Below are 16,200 nucleotides of genomic sequence, written 5' to 3'. Positions count from 1 at the left end.
AAGACTCCAGAGAAAGGGACACCAATGAAAAAGACTTTTCTATCCGGCATATCGGCGCTGGCGCTCGGCCTCGCCATCTCGTTCGGCGCGCAGGCCGCCGACATCAAGCAGGGTGGCTCGATGATCGTCACCTATAAGGATGACGTCTCGACACTCGATCCTGCCATCGGCTACGACTGGCAGAACTGGTCGATGATCAAGTCGCTGTTTGACGGTCTGATGGACTACGAGCCGGGCACCACTAATCTGCGCAATGAAATTGCGGAAGATTACACGATCTCCGACGACGGCAAGACCTTCACCTTCAAACTGCGCAAGGGCGTGAAGTTCCACAACGGTCGCGAACTGAACGCCGACGACGTCAAATATTCCATCGAACGCGTCGTCAATCCAAAGACCCAGAGCCCCGGCGCTGGCTTCTTCGGCTCCATCGTCGGCTTTGAGGATGCATCCGCCGGCAAGGCCGAGGCACTTTCCGGCATCACCGTGGTTGATCCCTACACCATCAAGTTCGAACTGAGCCGTCCGGACGCGACCTTCCTGCATGTGCTGGCGCTGAATTTCGCCCATATCGTGCCCAAGGAAGAAGTCGAAAAATACGGCGCGGATTTCGGCAAGCATCCGGTCGGTTCCGGCGCTTTCAAGATGACCGAATGGACGCTCGGCCAGCGCATCGTTTTCGAGCGTTTCAAAGATTACTACAATCCGTCGCTGCCGAAGCTCGACCAGATCACCTTTGAGGTCGGTCAGGAACCGGTTGTTGCCCTCCTGCGTTTGCAGAACGGCGAAGTCGACATTCCGGGTGACGGCATTCCGCCTGCGAAGTTCATCGAAGTTACCAAGGATCCGAAGTTCAAGGACCTGATCATTCAGGGCGGCCAGCTGCACACCGGCTACGTCACCATGAACGTCAAGATCAAGCCTTTCGACAATGTGAAGGTGCGTCAGGCCGTCAACATGGCCATCAACAAGGACCGTATCGTCCGCATCATCAACGGTCGCGCCGTTCCGGCCAATCAGCCGCTGCCGCCGTCAATGCCGGGCTATGCCAAGGACTATAAGGGCTATCCTTACGATCCTGAAAAGGCAAAGGCGCTGCTTGCCGAAGCCGGTGTGGCCGATGGTTTCGAAACCGAGCTGTTCGTCGCCAATACCGATCCGCAGCCGCGCATCGCACAGGCCATCCAGCAGGATCTGGCCGCCATTGGCATCAAGGCTTCCATCAAGTCGCTGGCGCAGGCCAATGTCATCGCAGCAGGCGGCGAGCCAGACGGCGCGCCGATGGTCTGGTCCGGCGGCATGGGCTGGATTGCCGACTTCCCGGATCCGTCCAACTTCTATGGCCCGATCCTGGGTTGCAGCGGCGCGGTACAGGGCGGCTGGAACTGGTCGTGGTACTGCAATGCAGAGCTGGACAAGAAGGCGCAGGAAGCTGACGCCATTGTCGACCCGGCCCGCAAGGAAGAACGCGAAGCCATGTGGCGCGATATCTATCTGAAGATCATGGACGACGCGCCATGGGCGCCGATCTTCAACGAGGAGCGCTTCTCGGTTCGCTCCGAACGTCTGGGCGGTCCCGACGCGATCTTCGTCGATCCTGTCCACATCCCGGTCAATTACGACGAGGTTTATGCAAAAGATGTGCAATAATTGCCATTACACTATTCATGGTCGGCATCATCATTTCGGCTGGGACAACTCGTTCCAGCCGGCTGAAACGGTTGCGCCCGCCTCGACCCTGAAATTCGAATGTCTGGACAGCGGCGCAGGCCATTATCATCGCGGCAGCACTGTCGCCGATGTGTCGACGATGGACTTTTCCAAGGTCAATCCGGTTACTGGCCCCATTTTCGTCGATGGTGCCAAGCCGGGCGATGTGCTGAAAATCACCATCCACCAGTTCGAGCCTTCAGGTTTCGGCTGGACGGCAAATATTCCGGGCTTCGGTCTTCTCGCCGACGACTTCAAGGAACCGGCGCTGGCCTTGTGGAACTATAATCCCACAACGCTGGAACCAGCACTTTTCGGAGAGCATGCCCGCGTACCGCTGAAGCCGTTCGCCGGAACCATCGGCGTCGCACCGGCGGAAAAGGGCCTGCATTCGGTTGTGCCGCCGCGTCGTGTCGGCGGCAATCTCGACATTCGCGATCTTGCAGCAGGAACCACGCTTTATCTGCCAATCGAAGTCGAAGGCGCTCTGTTCTCCATTGGTGATACCCATGCGGCACAGGGCGACGGCGAAGTCTGCGGCACCGCCATCGAAAGCGCGATGAATGTGGCTCTGACGCTGGATCTCATCAAAGATACGCCACTGAAGATGCCCCGGTTCACCACGTCTGGGCCAGTGACGCGGCACCTCGATACCAAGGGTTACGAAGTCACCACCGGTATCGGGTCCGATCTGTGGGAAGGCGCGAAAGCCGCCCTCTCCAACATGATCGACCTTCTTTGCCAGACGCAGAACCTCAACCCGGTGGATGCCTATATGCTCTGCTCGGCCTGCGGTGATCTGCGCATCAGCGAAATCGTCGATCAGCCGAACTGGGTCGTATCGTTCTACTTCCCGCGTTCCGTTTTCGAATAAGGCATAAGGGGGCGGCTCCCGTCGCCCTCTTCCATCACTCAGCGAGCACAAACATGAACACGTCTTCTCCGCTTCTGCAGGTAAGAGATCTGGTGACGCAGGTTGCGACACCCGATGGTGCACGCACTGTCGTCGAGCGACTTTCCTTTGATCTGCAATCCGGGGAGACCTTATGCATCGCCGGCGAAAGCGGTTCCGGCAAATCCATGACCGTGCTCTCGCTGATGCAGCTTTTGCCAAAGTCCTTGGCACGCGTGACCGGCGGCACCGCCGTGATGAACGGTCGCGACATTCTCAAGCTCAACGAAAACCAGATGCGCAGTGTGCGCGGGCGTCATATCGGGATGATCTTTCAGGAACCCATGACCTCGCTGAACCCGGTTCTGACCGTGGGGCGACAACTGGCGGAAGCCGTTGCCAATGAAGCTAGCCCGAATGACGGCCTGTCCGGTGCGGCGCTGAAACAGCGCTGCAAGGACTTGCTCGATCAGGTTCAGATCTCCGATTCCAGCCGCCGTCTGCTGCAATACCCATACGAACTCTCCGGCGGCATGCGCCAGCGTGTCATGATCGCCATGGCGCTTGCCCAGAAGCCAGAAATCCTCATCGCCGACGAGCCGACGACCGCGCTCGACGTGACAGTCCAGTCGCAGATACTTGCGCTCATTCGCAAACTGCAGGCAGAGAACGGCATCTCGGTCATTCTTATCACCCATGATATGGGCGTTGTCGCCGAAATGGCAGACCACGTGCTCGTGATGAACAAGGGCAGGCAAGTCGAGCAAGGCCCGGTTCGCGATGTCTTCCATCATCCTCGTGACGAATATACGCAACGATTGCTCGCAGCCGTACCGCGGTTGGGCGAAATGACTGGCACCGATAAGCCGAAGCGCGCGCCAGCGGAACCAAAGGCCGAGTCAGCGCCTGCTCCATCCAGCCCTATTCTCGAAGTCGAGAATCTGGTTGTTCGTTTCGACATAAAGGGCGGTATCTTGCAGCGCCCCGTTCGGCGCGTTCATGCTGTGGAGGGCGTATTCTTTACTGTCAATCGCGGTGAGACACTGTCACTGGTAGGCGAATCCGGCTGCGGCAAGTCCACGACGGGCAAAGCTCTGCTCAATCTGGTTCCGTGGAGCGGCGATATCCGCATCGATGGCAAGAGCACGAAGGGTCTGAGCCGCACAGCCATGCGACCGGTGCTTCGTGACATTCAGATGATCTTTCAGGATCCCTATGCGTCGCTCGATCCGCGCATGCGGGTTGGCGACCTTGTGGGCGAACCGCTGACGATCCATGGCCTGGCATCGGGCAGTGAACTGAAAGACCGTGTTGAATACCTCTTCCGCCGGGTCGGCATGTCTGCGGATCAGATGAAGCGCTATCCGCACGAATTCTCCGGCGGCCAGCGCCAACGCATTTGCATTGCGCGTGCTTTGTCATTGTCGCCGAAGCTGATTGTAGCGGACGAAAGCGTTGCGGCTTTGGACGTTTCGATTCAGGCTCAGGTTCTGGATCTTTTGCAGGACATCCAGAACGAGACAGGCGTGTCGTATCTCTTCATCAGCCACGACATGGCGGTGGTCGAGCAGATCAGCCACCGTGTAGCGGTGATGTATGCAGGACGCTTTGTGGAAACCGGGACACGTTCGCAGGTGTTTGAACATCCTGCCCATGACTATACGCGCCGGCTGATGTCAGCGGTTCCTGTAGCTGATCCAGATCGTGAGCGTCGATTGTTTGTCGCCAATGAGGGCGAGCTTCCAAGCCCGGTGAAGTCGCTAGATTATGTGGCGCCGCATCTTGAACATGTGGCGCTTGGCGATGGACATTCTGTCTGGCATGAGGCTGGTGTCTAGGCTCAGGACTTAGCTAACAGGGCTGTTTCCCATGTCGTAAGCCAATTTTCCCAACATCCAGCTCAATATGCGACGGTGACGAATAGTCTGTCGCTCCTTGATCTAGAAGAGGGTAGCAACGCCTCGCTGGGGCCAGGACGGTCAGATCTCTTATTGCGTTGTAGAGATCTATGATGAGGGTCACTTATGAGCCGACGCCCATTCCGGTGTGCCGACCGACGAAATGCGCCGCCATGTGCGAGATTCGCAGCCGAACTGTTGACGAATGTCCAGATCGACGTCGACATGTGGTCTGTGAAAAACAAAACTGTCTAAACATTCCCGCCCCTCTCCGCACCTCTGCTTCGCTTCGCGTGAAAATCACGAACTCTTCATTGTGCTGCTCGTCATTCGACAGGTCTCGGGTCCTTCAGCGCTCGAAAACCTGCTTAGGTTGCTCCCCGAAATGCTGACCCGAACGTAGGGTCGGTTCTCCAAGACGCTTCATCCATTGTTTCGTGGCAACTAGAGCGAACCGGGATTTTCCAGGACGTCATGTGTCAATATTCGAGCGCATATCCGATATCATTCCAAATTTCATTGAATGATGCCGCAGGAACTTTAGGGGGTTTTGAGGAATAAAGCTCGCGCCGTCGCGCAATAGGTTTGCCCTAGCAACAGCAACACAGTTGCTAGGCTGTTGCTAGGCGAAAAACGCAAACAACCGCGCAATCTATTCAGTCAAAATTTGCAAGCAATTTCAAGGGGGTAAGTGGTGGGCGATGAGAGACTCGAACTCCCGACATCTTCGGTGTAAACGAAGCGCTCTACCAACTGAGCTAATCGCCCGACTGTTTCGCCAAGTGTCTGGCCAGTCGCTGTGAGAGCCGTTTAGGCAATTCGCGCGACAAGCGCAAGTGCAAAAATCAGCCTTCGACGTCTTTCTTGTGTTTTTCTATTGTCCCTTCCATGCTTCCCTCGATAGAGAAGCCAAAGTGAAGCTCGGCCACCCGAAAGGCGCTACAATATCGGCGAAGCGTACACGTCTGACGCCGACATTTGCCGGAGAAGCAAGTTGTGGGAGCGGCGAACATTCAGCCGCCGCCTTGGATATTATCCAGCCAGTCGTTCGGGCGAGCGCAGAATGGATGCTCCGCCGGCTGCCTGCACGGCAAGGCTTCCGTATTCGATACCGGCAGCAAGTGCTCGGTGAGAATCATGCCCTTCGAGCCACGCATCGATGAAGCCGGCATTAAAAGCATCGCCTGCCCCGGTCGTATCGATAACCGGCACGTCCTTTGCCGCCATATGAAGGTCCGCATCGGCTGTGCGCAACCACGCCCCTTCTCCACCGCCCTTGAGAGCCACGATTGGAAAGTGCTTCGCAAGCGCATTGAGCGCCTTCGCCGGATCATCGTGGCCAGTGATGGCCTGCGCCTCCTCGCGATTGGGAAGGAATATATCGACGCCCTCACAGGCCGCGAGCAAACCCGGATCGTAAATCAGCGCTTCATCCCAGCTGGGGTCGAGCGAGACTGAAAGGCCTGCCGCCTTTGCCTGCTGCACGAGCTCAGGGATTTCGTGCAGCGTTGCGAATTCAGCAATGTGCAGATGCCCCGCATCCTTCCATTGCAACGCGGCTTCGAGCGTCGAAGGCAACGCCGAACCGGCACGGCGCGAGAGGAATGCGCGGTCGTTGTCGATCACGCTTGCCACCGTCACCTGCGGCCCGGCATCGTCAGCCCGTTCCAGAAAGCGCAGATCGACACCGTCGATCTTCAGGTCCGGTTCAAGCCCGCGTGACAGGCCGTCAAAGCCGAGACGTGCGACCAGCGCCACCGCCCTACCCGCGTGGGCAAGATGGGCAGCCGAAATGAAGGCCCCTCCACCTGCCACCATCTTCATGTTTTCGGCAAAAACCTCTCGTCCGGGCTGCGGCAGTGATTGCAGCCCGGTGAAGATAAGGTCGCAGTAAATCCGCCCGATACTGAGGACAGCCGGAGACTTGAAATGCCTTTTGAATTGTTGCGGCATCATAGGCGGCCCAGACTTTTCTCGGTCTTGGCATCGAAGAGATACAGGCTTCCCGCAGGCGCGGACACGGAAAGCGTACCGCCCGTTGCGGGAATGATCTTGCCCGGAGCAGTTGCAATCACCGAGACGCCGTTAACGTCCAAATGAACCAGCGTTTCGGCGCCGAGTGGCTCAACGGCCGTCACAGTGCCCGTGAGCGAAAGGGCATCGGGTCTGCCTTCCTCAACTTTCAGATCATGCGGGCGGACGCCGACCAGAATGTCGCCATCAGGTGCAAGTTCCACGCCTGATCCATTGCGGCGACCCGCAATCAGGTTCATCGACGGGCTACCGATGAAGCGCGCCGTAAACACATCGGTCGGATTTTCATAAAGCTCGGTCGGCGTTCCGGTCTGGAGAATGCGACCGTCACGCATGACGACGATGCGGTCGGCCATGGTCATGGCTTCAACCTGGTCATGTGTCACGTAAACGGTCGTCGTCTTGAGACGCTGATGCAAGCGTTTGATTTCAATACGCATCTGCGCGCGAAGTTGGGCGTCGAGGTTCGACAGCGGCTCATCGAAAAGAAAAGCAGACGGATTGCGCACCATGGCGCGACCGATAGCGACGCGCTGGCGCTGACCACCGGACAATGCTGCCGGGCGACGGTCGAGATAAGGTTCCAGCCCGAGCGCCTTGCCGGTTTCCTCGATACGCTTGTCCTTCTCGGCCTTCGACAGTTTCGACGTGTAAAGCCCAAAGCCGATATTCTGGCGCACGGTCATATGCGGATAAATCGCATAGTTCTGGAACACCATGGCGATGTTGCGCTGCTTCGGATCACGTTCGTTGACGACCTCGCCGCCGATCTTCAGATGACCGCCGGAAATGTCCTCAAGCCCTGCGATCATGCGCAAAGTCGTGGACTTGCCACAGCCGGAGGGGCCGACAAAAACGACGAACTCGCCGTCCTTGATCTGGAGATCGATTGCCCGGACCGCCTCGACCTTGCCGTAACGCTTGACCAGCTTTTCAAGTTCGATGGTTGCCATCAGCGTGCCTCCACAAGTGCACTGAATTTTTCATTGAGTTCGCGGGCAGCCTTTGCTTCGGCGGCTGCATGGTCGAAAGCGACTGCCTTGAAGCGATCAGCTTCCGCCTTATGCCGCGCAAGTGCTGCATTCATCGCTGTCGGTGCCGGACCGCCGAGACGATCACGCACAGCCACGAAATGTTGCGGGGAGACCAGTTCCTCAAACTTTTCGCGCCCGAAGGATGGCTCGCGCCCGGCGGACTCGCGGAAAGCGTCAAGGAAAGGTTCAAACCCATCCTTCTCCAGACCGCCGCCCATGGCGACGACAGCGCGCGCAACCCTGGCTGCGATTTCATGCGCCTGCCGGAACGAAAGACCTTCGATGCGCACCAGCGAATCCGCCAGTTCCGTGATCGTGATGCAGGAGCGGCGGATATTTTCCGCCACACGGGCCGGATCGATACGGATCGCGCCGATGAATGCGGCCAAAAGATCGAGCACGCGACCAGCGGATGCGAATGCCTCATAACCCATCGCTTGAGTTTCGCCCTCACTGTCATTCATGTCGGTGAACGGCGTATTGTGCATCACGTCCAGAACAGTGCGGGCGCGACCCATGGTCTGGCTCGCCAGATGGCGCATATGTTCGATCGGAACCGGATTGCGCTTTTGCGGCATGATTGATGAAATCTGCACGAAGGCATTCGGCACGTAAATCTGGCCGACCTCGAAACTGGTCCAGAACTGGAAGTCCTGGATGAGGCGTCCCAGATGCACGAACATCAGCTCCAACGCCGAATAGGTCGAGGTGATGTAATCCACCGCTGCAATGCAGCTATAGGAATTCGGCAAGGGGGCAGCAAAGCCCAACAGGCTCGCCACTCGTGCGCGATCGATCGGGAAGCCTGAGGTGGTGATGGCCGCCGCCCCCATGGGTGATAGGTTGACGATGGCGCGCGCGGCTTCCATCCGTTCCATATCCCGGATGAGAACCTCGACTGCCGCCGAAAGATAGTGACCGAACGTCGATGGCTGCGCAGGCTGACCATGTGTATAGGCGACGATCAGTGTCTCCTTTTCACGCTCGGCAGCAGCAATCATCGCATCAAGCAGATTGCGGGCCTGCGTCATCAGCGTATCGATACGAGCCTTCAGACCAAGCTTGAACAGCGTGTGGTCAATATCGTTGCGTGAGCGCGCCGTGTGAAGGCGACCGGCGGTGTCGGCCCCGATACGCGCCTTCAGCTCCTTCTCGATGAGGAAAAAGAAATCTTCCACCTCACCCGTATAGGTGAGCTTCGAAGGATCGATTTCCTTGTCGATAGCTTCCAGCGCACCCGCAATGGCTGCGGCCTGTGCGCGATCGAGTATGCCGGTTTCGGTCAGCATGACGAGATGGGCGCGGTCGATGCGGCGGAAGCCGCCGACATGATGGGTCTTGGCGCCGTCAAAAAGCGGGCGAAGCACGGTTTCCTTGTAAACCGGATCGGGGAAGACGCTTTTATCGGACAGCTGTGGATCGAGATCGGACATGGTTCAACCCTTGAGGCCAGCAAGCATGACACCGCGCACGATGTAACGCTGGAGAAGAACAAAGACGACGAGCGTGGGAAGCGTGGCGATTGCCGCTCCGGTCATGATCATTTCCCACTGGATGGATTGCTCGACGGCGAAGCTCGAAAGCCCGACCGGCAGCGTGTAAAGCTCCGGGCTGGTCGCAACAATCAGCGGCCAGAAGAATGCGGTCCAGTTGCCGAGGAAGGTGAAGATCGCGAGCGCCGAGAGTGCTGGTGTCACCAGCGGCATGGCAACTTTCCACCAGATCTGGAATTCGTTGAGGCCGTCGACGCGGGCAGCTTCCAGAAAATCGTTGGGAACGCCTTCGAAGAATTGCTTCATGAGGAACGTGCCGAAGGCCGTCATCATGCCGGGGAACATGATGCCCCAATAGCTGTCCAGCCAGCCGAGCTTGCTCGACATCAGGTACCACGGGATCACCAGCATTTCGGTGGGGATCATCAGCGTGGACAGGATAGCGAGGAAGATGAAATAACGACCGCGGAACTGGAATTTCGCCAGCGTATAGCCGACGAGACTGTCGAAGAAGACGTTCGACAGCGTGACGACAACGGCAACGATCATGGAATTCAGGAACCAGCGCAGGAAGCGCCCATCGGCAAGGATAGTGACATAGTTCTGCAATGTCGGCTCTGCCGGGATCAGGCGCAGATCGTAGACCTGACCTGCCGTCTTGAGCGAGGTGGAGAACATAAAGGCCAGTGGTGTGACCATGATGAGGCCGCCGATGAGCAGCAACGTCCAAGTCAGGATGCGGCCGGGCCGCAGATTCTGAAACGGGAGCGGTTTGTTTTGAGCGAACGCTGTCATTTCTTTTCCCTCAGGATCCAGAGCTGCAACAGCGAGACGCAAAGCAGGATGGTGAACAGAACGACGGTTTGCGCAGCCGCATAACCCATCGCATAGGAGGAGAAGGCCGTCTGATAGATCATCAGCACCAGCGGCTTGGTGGAGCCGAGCGGTCCGCCGGGATCGTTCGTGGTCATGTTGTAGACCTGATCGAAGATGCGCAGGAAACCAATAGACGAGAAAACGACGAGGAACACCGTGGTGGGCTTCAGAAGCGGGATCGTGATCTTGCGCAGGATCGCCCATTCACCGAGGCCGTCAATGCGTGCGGCTTCATAGAAAGTGTTGGGAACAGCGCGCAGGCCAGCCATGAAGATAATGATCTGGAAGCCAAGACCCGCCCAGATGGACGTCGCCATGATGGCATAGAGACCCTGATCGACCGAGCGCAGGAACCCCTGCTGCGGGAGCCCCACTGCACTCAGAATATTGTTGATGAAGCCGATGGGCGCGGGCTGATAGAACCAGCGCCAGACCCATGCCATGGCCGCTGCCGTGGTGAGATAAGGCAGGAAATAGAGTGCACGGATAAAGCCGTGCATGATGCGCACGCGATCCAGAAAATAGGCGATTGTAAACGCCACCACGAGGCTTATCGGCGTGCCGACCAGCAGATAGGTGAAAGTGTTCTTGAACACTTTCCAGAATTCCGGATCAGCGAAGAGCTTCTGGTAATTGGCGAAGCCGATGAACTTCGGTGGGTTCATCAGGTCCCAGTCGGTGAGAGAGAGCCAGAAAGCCTCTATCGTCGGGTAAAAGCGGATGACCGAATAGAACAGGATCGGGAGAGCCAGAAAGCTCCACACCCAGATCAACCGTCTTGTGCGCATGGAAAGACGGTCCGTCAGGCGGTTGCCCGAAGGCCCCTTCCCCGCGCCGCCTGTTTCAGCCGTCCCGGCTTCTACAGTGATTGTCATGTTTTAGTATCCTTCGGCTACAGATTAGAGCGCGGTTCGATCTGAATGAAGCAGATCGGCGCTCTAACTGTTTATTTTGGCGCGCATCTTATCCGAAAACCGTTTCACACTTTTCGGGATGCGCTCTAGCCGTGCCGTCAACAGGCAAGAGAAGATGAAGCAGCGGGAGCCGCTTCATCTTTCGCGTTTGCCTTACTTGGCTGCGTCGAGCACATCCTGCTCTGCCTTGGCTGCCTGATCGAGAGATTCCTTGACCGGCTGCTTTTCGAGAATAACGCGATTGGCCATATCGACAGCGATCTGGCGCTGCTTCAGCTCGTCCACGAACATGGTCGTGTGTGCATATTCCAGACCCTTCAGGAACGGGCCGTAGATCGGATCGGCAAGGTTCGTTTCCGTCAAGGCTGCCGAACGGCGCGCAGGCAGTTCGCCAACATCCTTCAACCAGATTTCCATGGCTTCCGGCGAGGAGATGTAGTTCAGGAACTTCTTGGCAGCTTCAAGTTTCTCGCCGCTTGCCTTGGCGCTAATGCCGTTGGCGAAGTAGCTCGCATAGTTGGAACGCACGCCTTCGGCATTGGCCGGAAGCTCGGTCACGCCCCATTCGAAGTCCTTGATGGTGCGGAACGAACCGAGACGGAAGGTGCCGTCGATGGTCATGGCCGCCATGCCAGCGCGGAAAGCAGCCTGCCCTTCATCCATGAACTTGACTTCGCCGACCTTATGTTCGGTCTGGAGGCCAGTATAGAAGGCAAGCGCCTTTTCACCGGCGGCGTCGTTGTAAGCAACCTTGCGGTCATTGTCGGTATAAGGCTGGCCGCCGAACTGGCGCACCAGAACTTCACGCCACCAATGCTGGTCCTGTCCCGGCATATCGAGTGTGATGCCTTCGGCCAGAAGATTGCCGGAAGCGTCGCGCTTCGTCGTCTTCTTGGCAGCTTCGACCATTTCATCTAGCGTCTTGGGCGGATTGTTCGGGTCGAGGCCAGCGTCGGTGAAGAGCTTCTTGTTGTAGAACAGGGCCAGCGAGCGCACAGCAGTCGGCAGACCGTAATACTCATCGCCGCGCTTCATCGCCGAAACAATCGGGAAGAATTCGCTCTCAATCTTGTCATGCGGGAACGTGTCCTGCGGCAGCGGCTGCAGAATGCCGCCAGCCACGAACTTGTCCAGCCAGCCGTAGAAAAGCTGCATCACGTCCGGGCTCTTGCCCGCCATCTTCGCTGCGATTACGCGCGTCTGATAGTCGTCGTACGGGAACGTGACCTGCTTGACCTTGATGTCCGGATTGGCCTTCTCGAAATTCTCGATCAGCTTGTCCATCGCCTTGACGCGTGTCTCGAAGACATACTGCCAATATTCGATTTCGACAGCCTGAGCGGCATTGATCGCAAAGGTGCTGAGCCCCGCAACCAAACCTGCCAATAACAGCTTACGCATTTAAGCCTCCCTAATGCCCCGCCCACCGGTTCGAATGCGGTCGCCAGGCACGGCTGCGGCAGTGCTTCGCACAATCCGCATATTCCACCACATGCCGCGCAGATGATGCGCAGCGCCCATTTTTTCCCATGCAGGAACCCACTTCCCCGACATGAGCCAAGGCGGTTCTTCACCACCCTGCCCTTACGGTTCAATGTTGCGAGCGTTTTGTCAATAAGATAATTTAGTTGAATTAATATATTGCTGTTAAAAGCGGCTCGCGTTATCTCTTTTGACGGGAGACAGGAGGGACCATGACATCGAAATCAGATGGGCAATCCGAAGACGGGCGGGCCAATACGCCTGCCGCCGTACAAGGTGGGTCGCTTGCGGTCACTCTCGGCAAGAATCCCGAGCGAATTCGTGACCATAACCGACGTGTAGTGCTTGATGTCGTGCGCCGCCACGGTCCTCTCGGCCGGATGCATATCGCCCGCCTTACGCATCTGACCGCACAGGCCATCGCCAATATCGTCGATGAGCTGGTTTCAGAGAATCTGCTCATGCAGCTGGGGCGACTGAAAACGGGGCGCGGCCAGCCGCCGATCCAGTTTGCCGTCAATCCCGAAGGCGCGATGACCATCGGTGTGGAAATGGGTTCGACGCATATGGTGACGACGGTGCTTGATCTTTCCGGCAAGCCGCGCACGCAGCACGTGCGCCCCATTCAGGATGTCAGCCCCGACAGGCTCTCCACACAATTGCGAAAAGAAGTCGATGCGGTGAAGACTTCGTTTCCCGCGCGCCTGCTCGGCATAGGCGTCGTGATGCCGGGTCCGTTTGACATTGAAGGCATGAGTTCTGTCGGTCCGACCACCCTGCCCGGCTGGTCCGGGATCGATGCAGCGGCGGTTCTGAGCGAAGCCTGCGGCGAATCCGTTCTGGTCGAAAACGACGCGAATGCCGCCGCTGTCGGCGAACGCCTGTTCGGCGCGGGACACGCGATTTCCAATTTCGCCATGATCTATTTCGGTGCCGGTATCGGGCTTGGCATGATTCAGGACGGCGCACCGTTTCGAGGCGCTTTCGGCAATGCCGGTGAAATCGGTCATATCGTCAACACGCCTAATGGGCGCAGCTGCGCCTGCGGCCAGAAGGGTTGCCTCGAAACCTATGCCTCCCTTCATACCTTGCGCGAGAAGCTTCACGCGGCAGGGATTGAGGACACCAATTTCGACGCGCTGGAAAAGCTGCATGAAGGCCGCAACCCAGTTCTGATGGGCTGGGTACAGGAGGCCGCCGACCATCTGGCTCCGATGATTGCCATGATCGAAAACATTCTCGATCCCGAGACGATCATTCTGGGCGGCATGTTGCCCGATGCGATCATCGATGACCTGATCTGGCATATGGGTGGTCTGCCGATTTCGGTTGCTAGCCGCCGCGCCCGTGCGTTGCCACGGGTCATTCGAGGGCAGACGGGACAGTTCACCGCCGCCCTGGGCGCTGCATCACTGCCGATGTTCGAGGCCATGACGCCGAAGCTTGATACCAATTCGGAAATCTGACCATGCTCACCGCCCTTCAGCGCATCGAGCGCCAGAAGTCGTCTCCTGCCCTCGTCCGTCTGCATCGCGCTCTAAGCAGGCTGCGCTCGACCGTCACGCTGATGCATACGGGTGCGCACCCTGACGATGAGCAGAGCGGCCTGATGGCCTATTTGCGGTTCGGACTTGGTATACGGGTGGTGATCGCCTGTTCGACACGCGGCGAAGGCGGGCAAAATGCGCTTGGCCCGGAACGCGGTGGTGCGCTCGGCGTGATCCGCAGCCGTGAGATGGAAGAAGCAGCGCGCATTCTCGATTGCGACGTGCATTGGCTCGGCCATGGTCCAGACGATTCCGTCCACGACTTCGGTTTCTCCAAGGATGGTGACGGTACCTTTGCCCACTGGGGTGAGAAGAAAACCGTCGAGCGGCTCGTACGCGCCTATCGCACCGAGCGTCCGGATATCGTGCTGCCGACCTTTCTCGATGTTCCCGGCCAGCATGGCCACCACCGCGCGATGACACGGGCTGCGGAAACGGCCATAGGTGTCGCCGCCGATCCCGATGCCTTTCCCGAACATTTTGCCGAGGGATTGATGCCGTGGCAGGTGGCAAAATTCTATCTCCCTGCCTGGTCAGGCGGCGGCGACACCTATGATGACGAGCTTCCTCCGCCCGACACCACATTGACCGTTCACGCGGCGGGTCGCGACGCTGCGACCGGTGCCGATTACGACCGTATCGGTGAATGGTCGCGTGCCTGTCACGCCACGCAGGGCATGGGGCGCTGGCCGGAAACGCCCAAGAGCGAATGGCCGCTGCATCTGAAACTGCCGGAAAGCTGTGCTGAAACAACAATTCTTGAAGGTATTCCGGAATCTCTCGCAACACTGGCTGAGGTCGATGGGCTGACACTTGAAACCCGGAAGCAGCTTCTTGACGCTCATTTGTCTGTCGAGCGGACTATTGCGGCTTTTCCTGAGCGCGAAACCATTGTCAATAATCTTCTCGGTGCTGCAAAAAGCCTGAAAACTGTACTGACCGGCGCACCGCAAGGTTTCCTCGTGCAGCACGGGCACAGGCTGGAACGCAAGCAGTGGGAAATCGACGCCGCCTTGATCGAAGCAGCGTCTTTGTTCGAGCGGGCTTATCTGGAAGAAGCCATATTGCCTACAGGTGGAGAAACCCGCCTTGTTGTCGAATACGGCCCCGGAGCGATGGCCGTCGCAATAACAGCCGACCCCATATTGCCAGAAAGCTGTTCGACCGCTTGCGAGTACGTGACGCCCGAGAGGGAAATTCTGGCTGTGTCACTGGCAAAGGAGGCAGCACTTTCCCCGCTTTTTGAACCGGCTTGGCGGTCACTCGGCGGCAACGGACAGGCCTATATCCGATTAAAGGCGCAGTTTGACGATCACCTGGCTGCGTGCAGCTTCGATCTCGAAGAGCCGCTTGCCATTGTTCCATCTGCCTCGTTAAGGATTGATCCGCCAGCAGTCATCATATCGGGCAAGCAGTATCCCTCGCCGATCCGGCTTGTGGTCGATGGCGAGACCGGCCAAGTCACATTCACAGCGCACAACGGTTGGAGCGTCGGCGTAATCGGGCAGGATGCTATTCTACACGGGCCTTTCGATCCAGAGCCCGGCTTGACTGCGCTACAGGCCACGATCAACGGACGTCTTGCATGGCAGACGCAGGTAGCCAGCTACCCGCATATCGGTAAAACCGTCTGGCGTGAGCCTGCCGTGCTGCCTGTATTGGCACTCGACGTGAAATTGCCTGATGCGCGTATCGGCTATATCGGCGCTGGGGCAGACAATGTTGGTCTTTGGCTGAAACGCATGGGATTTGATGTCACCGATGTCGAAGCACGCCATCTTTCCGGTGATCTTTCGCAATTCACCACCATCGTGGTCGGTATATTCGCCTTCGGCCTGCACGCTGATCTCGCCGCAGCAACGGACAATCTGCATCGATTCGTCGAGAATGGCGGACATCTGGTGACGCTCTATCATCGTCCATCCGATGGCTGGCATCCGGATCGGACACCACCGCGAAGATTAGCCATCGGTTCCCCGTCATTGCGCTGGCGCGTTACGAATCCCCATGCCGCAGTTACAGTTCTCGATCCTGAGCATCCCCTGCTCGTCAGCCCCAATATTATCAGCGAACGTGATTGGAATGGATGGTACAAGGAACGTGGGCTTTATTTCGCTTCCGCATGGGATGACGACTATCAGCCGCTGCTTTCCATGCATGATGAGGGAGAACAGCCGCTCTTCGGCGCGCTTGTTTCAGCCAGTATCGGTAAAGGCCGCCATACGCATACGAGCCTCGTCCTGCATCATCAGCTCGACAAGCTTGTGCCCGGTGCATTCCGGCTCATCGCCAATCTGGTACAACCTGTGAGATAATTTCG

11 protein-coding genes and 1 tRNA gene are annotated in these 16,200 nt (G+C 57.8%); 5 read left to right on the top strand and 7 right to left on the bottom strand.

Going from position 1 to position 16,200, the window contains the following annotated elements:
• The first annotated feature begins 24 nt into the window (after positions 1-24).
• From ABDF71_RS06430 to ABDF71_RS06420, 3 genes are read left to right on the top strand one after another with little or no spacing between them, the layout of a single operon-like run.
• Positions 25-1,650 (top strand): ABC transporter substrate-binding protein, encoded by a 1,626-nt coding sequence (locus tag ABDF71_RS06430; protein ID WP_500061380.1) that lies wholly within the window; start codon positions 25-27, stop codon positions 1,648-1,650.
• Positions 1,640-2,584, top strand: a complete 945-nt coding sequence (locus ABDF71_RS06425) for an acetamidase/formamidase family protein (protein WP_500061658.1) — start codon at positions 1,640-1,642, stop codon at positions 2,582-2,584. Before ABDF71_RS06430 ends, ABDF71_RS06425 begins: the two co-directional genes overlap by 11 nt.
• 53 nt (positions 2,585-2,637) lie before the next feature.
• Complete coding sequence (locus tag ABDF71_RS06420) at positions 2,638-4,440, top strand: ABC transporter ATP-binding protein (RefSeq protein WP_151662667.1); 1,803 nt, start codon at positions 2,638-2,640, stop codon at positions 4,438-4,440.
• A gap of 752 nt (positions 4,441-5,192) precedes the next feature.
• Here ABDF71_RS06420 and ABDF71_RS06415 read toward each other — a convergent pair.
• The 7 genes from ABDF71_RS06415 to ABDF71_RS06385 form a co-directional block, all read right to left on the bottom strand.
• A tRNA-Val gene (locus ABDF71_RS06415) sits at positions 5,193-5,268 on the bottom strand.
• 264 nt (positions 5,269-5,532) lie between these two features.
• Positions 5,533-6,456 carry a carbohydrate kinase family protein gene (locus ABDF71_RS06410; RefSeq protein WP_040129406.1) on the bottom strand — a complete coding sequence of 308 codons (924 nt, stop codon included), beginning with the start codon at positions 6,454-6,456 and terminating at the stop codon, positions 5,533-5,535.
• Positions 6,453-7,487, bottom strand: a complete 1,035-nt coding sequence (locus ABDF71_RS06405; RefSeq protein ID WP_040129408.1) for an ABC transporter ATP-binding protein — start codon at positions 7,485-7,487, stop codon at positions 6,453-6,455. The genes ABDF71_RS06410 and ABDF71_RS06405 overlap by 4 nt, the downstream gene beginning before the upstream one ends.
• Positions 7,487-9,001: an argininosuccinate lyase gene (argH, locus tag ABDF71_RS06400; protein WP_500061377.1), complete on the bottom strand. Its 1,515-nt coding sequence runs from the start codon at positions 8,999-9,001 to the stop codon at positions 7,487-7,489. Before argH ends, ABDF71_RS06405 begins: the two co-directional genes overlap by 1 nt.
• A 3-nt stretch (positions 9,002-9,004) precedes the next feature.
• A complete protein-coding gene (locus ABDF71_RS06395; RefSeq protein ID WP_151616406.1) occupies positions 9,005-9,856 on the bottom strand; it encodes a carbohydrate ABC transporter permease in 852 nt (283 codons plus the stop codon).
• Positions 9,853-10,725 carry a carbohydrate ABC transporter permease gene (locus ABDF71_RS06390; protein WP_036564035.1) on the bottom strand — a complete coding sequence of 291 codons (873 nt, stop codon included), beginning with the start codon at positions 10,723-10,725 and terminating at the stop codon, positions 9,853-9,855. Before ABDF71_RS06390 ends, ABDF71_RS06395 begins: the two co-directional genes overlap by 4 nt.
• Before the next feature lie 279 nt (positions 10,726-11,004).
• Positions 11,005-12,252, bottom strand: coding sequence for a sugar ABC transporter substrate-binding protein (locus ABDF71_RS06385; protein WP_010661132.1), 1,248 nt, complete (start codon positions 12,250-12,252; stop codon positions 11,005-11,007).
• A gap of 293 nt (positions 12,253-12,545) precedes the next feature.
• Here ABDF71_RS06385 and ABDF71_RS06380 point away from each other — a divergent pair, with 293 nt between their 5' ends.
• Positions 12,546-13,799, top strand: coding sequence for an ROK family protein (locus ABDF71_RS06380; RefSeq protein WP_500061374.1), 1,254 nt, complete (start codon positions 12,546-12,548; stop codon positions 13,797-13,799).
• A 2-nt stretch (positions 13,800-13,801) separates the two neighbouring features.
• Positions 13,802-16,195: a PIG-L family deacetylase gene (locus ABDF71_RS06375; RefSeq protein ID WP_500061372.1), complete on the top strand. Its 2,394-nt coding sequence runs from the start codon at positions 13,802-13,804 to the stop codon at positions 16,193-16,195.
• Positions 16,196-16,200 lie beyond the last annotated feature (5 nt).

Origin of the sequence: Ochrobactrum sp. WV_118_8, from assembly GCF_039631535.1 — a bacterium.
Taxonomy (GTDB): Bacteria; Pseudomonadota; Alphaproteobacteria; order Rhizobiales; family Rhizobiaceae; genus Brucella; species Brucella anthropi.
Note: the sequence above shows the minus strand (reverse complement) of the source record. Positions and strands in the feature narration are given on the sequence as shown.

What these genes read in the sequence shown, in the direction of transcription:
- ABDF71_RS06430 (WP_500061380.1), top strand. Translation starts at nt 25, where the DNA reads ATGAAAAAGACTTTTCTATCCGGCATATCGGCGCTGGCGCTCGGCCTC.
- ABDF71_RS06425 (WP_500061658.1), top strand. Translation starts at nt 1,640, where the DNA reads ATGTGCAATAATTGCCATTACACTATTCATGGTCGGCATCATCATTTC.
- ABDF71_RS06420 (WP_151662667.1), top strand. Translation starts at nt 2,638, where the DNA reads ATGAACACGTCTTCTCCGCTTCTGCAGGTAAGAGATCTGGTGACGCAG.
- ABDF71_RS06410 (WP_040129406.1), bottom strand. Translation starts at nt 6,456, where the DNA reads ATGATGCCGCAACAATTCAAAAGGCATTTCAAGTCTCCGGCTGTCCTC.
- ABDF71_RS06405 (WP_040129408.1), bottom strand. Translation starts at nt 7,487, where the DNA reads ATGGCAACCATCGAACTTGAAAAGCTGGTCAAGCGTTACGGCAAGGTC.
- argH (WP_500061377.1), bottom strand. Translation starts at nt 9,001, where the DNA reads ATGTCCGATCTCGATCCACAGCTGTCCGATAAAAGCGTCTTCCCCGAT.
- ABDF71_RS06395 (WP_151616406.1), bottom strand. Translation starts at nt 9,856, where the DNA reads ATGACAGCGTTCGCTCAAAACAAACCGCTCCCGTTTCAGAATCTGCGG.
- ABDF71_RS06390 (WP_036564035.1), bottom strand. Translation starts at nt 10,725, where the DNA reads ATGCGCACAAGACGGTTGATCTGGGTGTGGAGCTTTCTGGCTCTCCCG.
- ABDF71_RS06385 (WP_010661132.1), bottom strand. Translation starts at nt 12,252, where the DNA reads ATGCGTAAGCTGTTATTGGCAGGTTTGGTTGCGGGGCTCAGCACCTTT.
- ABDF71_RS06380 (WP_500061374.1), top strand. Translation starts at nt 12,546, where the DNA reads ATGACATCGAAATCAGATGGGCAATCCGAAGACGGGCGGGCCAATACG.
- ABDF71_RS06375 (WP_500061372.1), top strand. Translation starts at nt 13,802, where the DNA reads ATGCTCACCGCCCTTCAGCGCATCGAGCGCCAGAAGTCGTCTCCTGCC.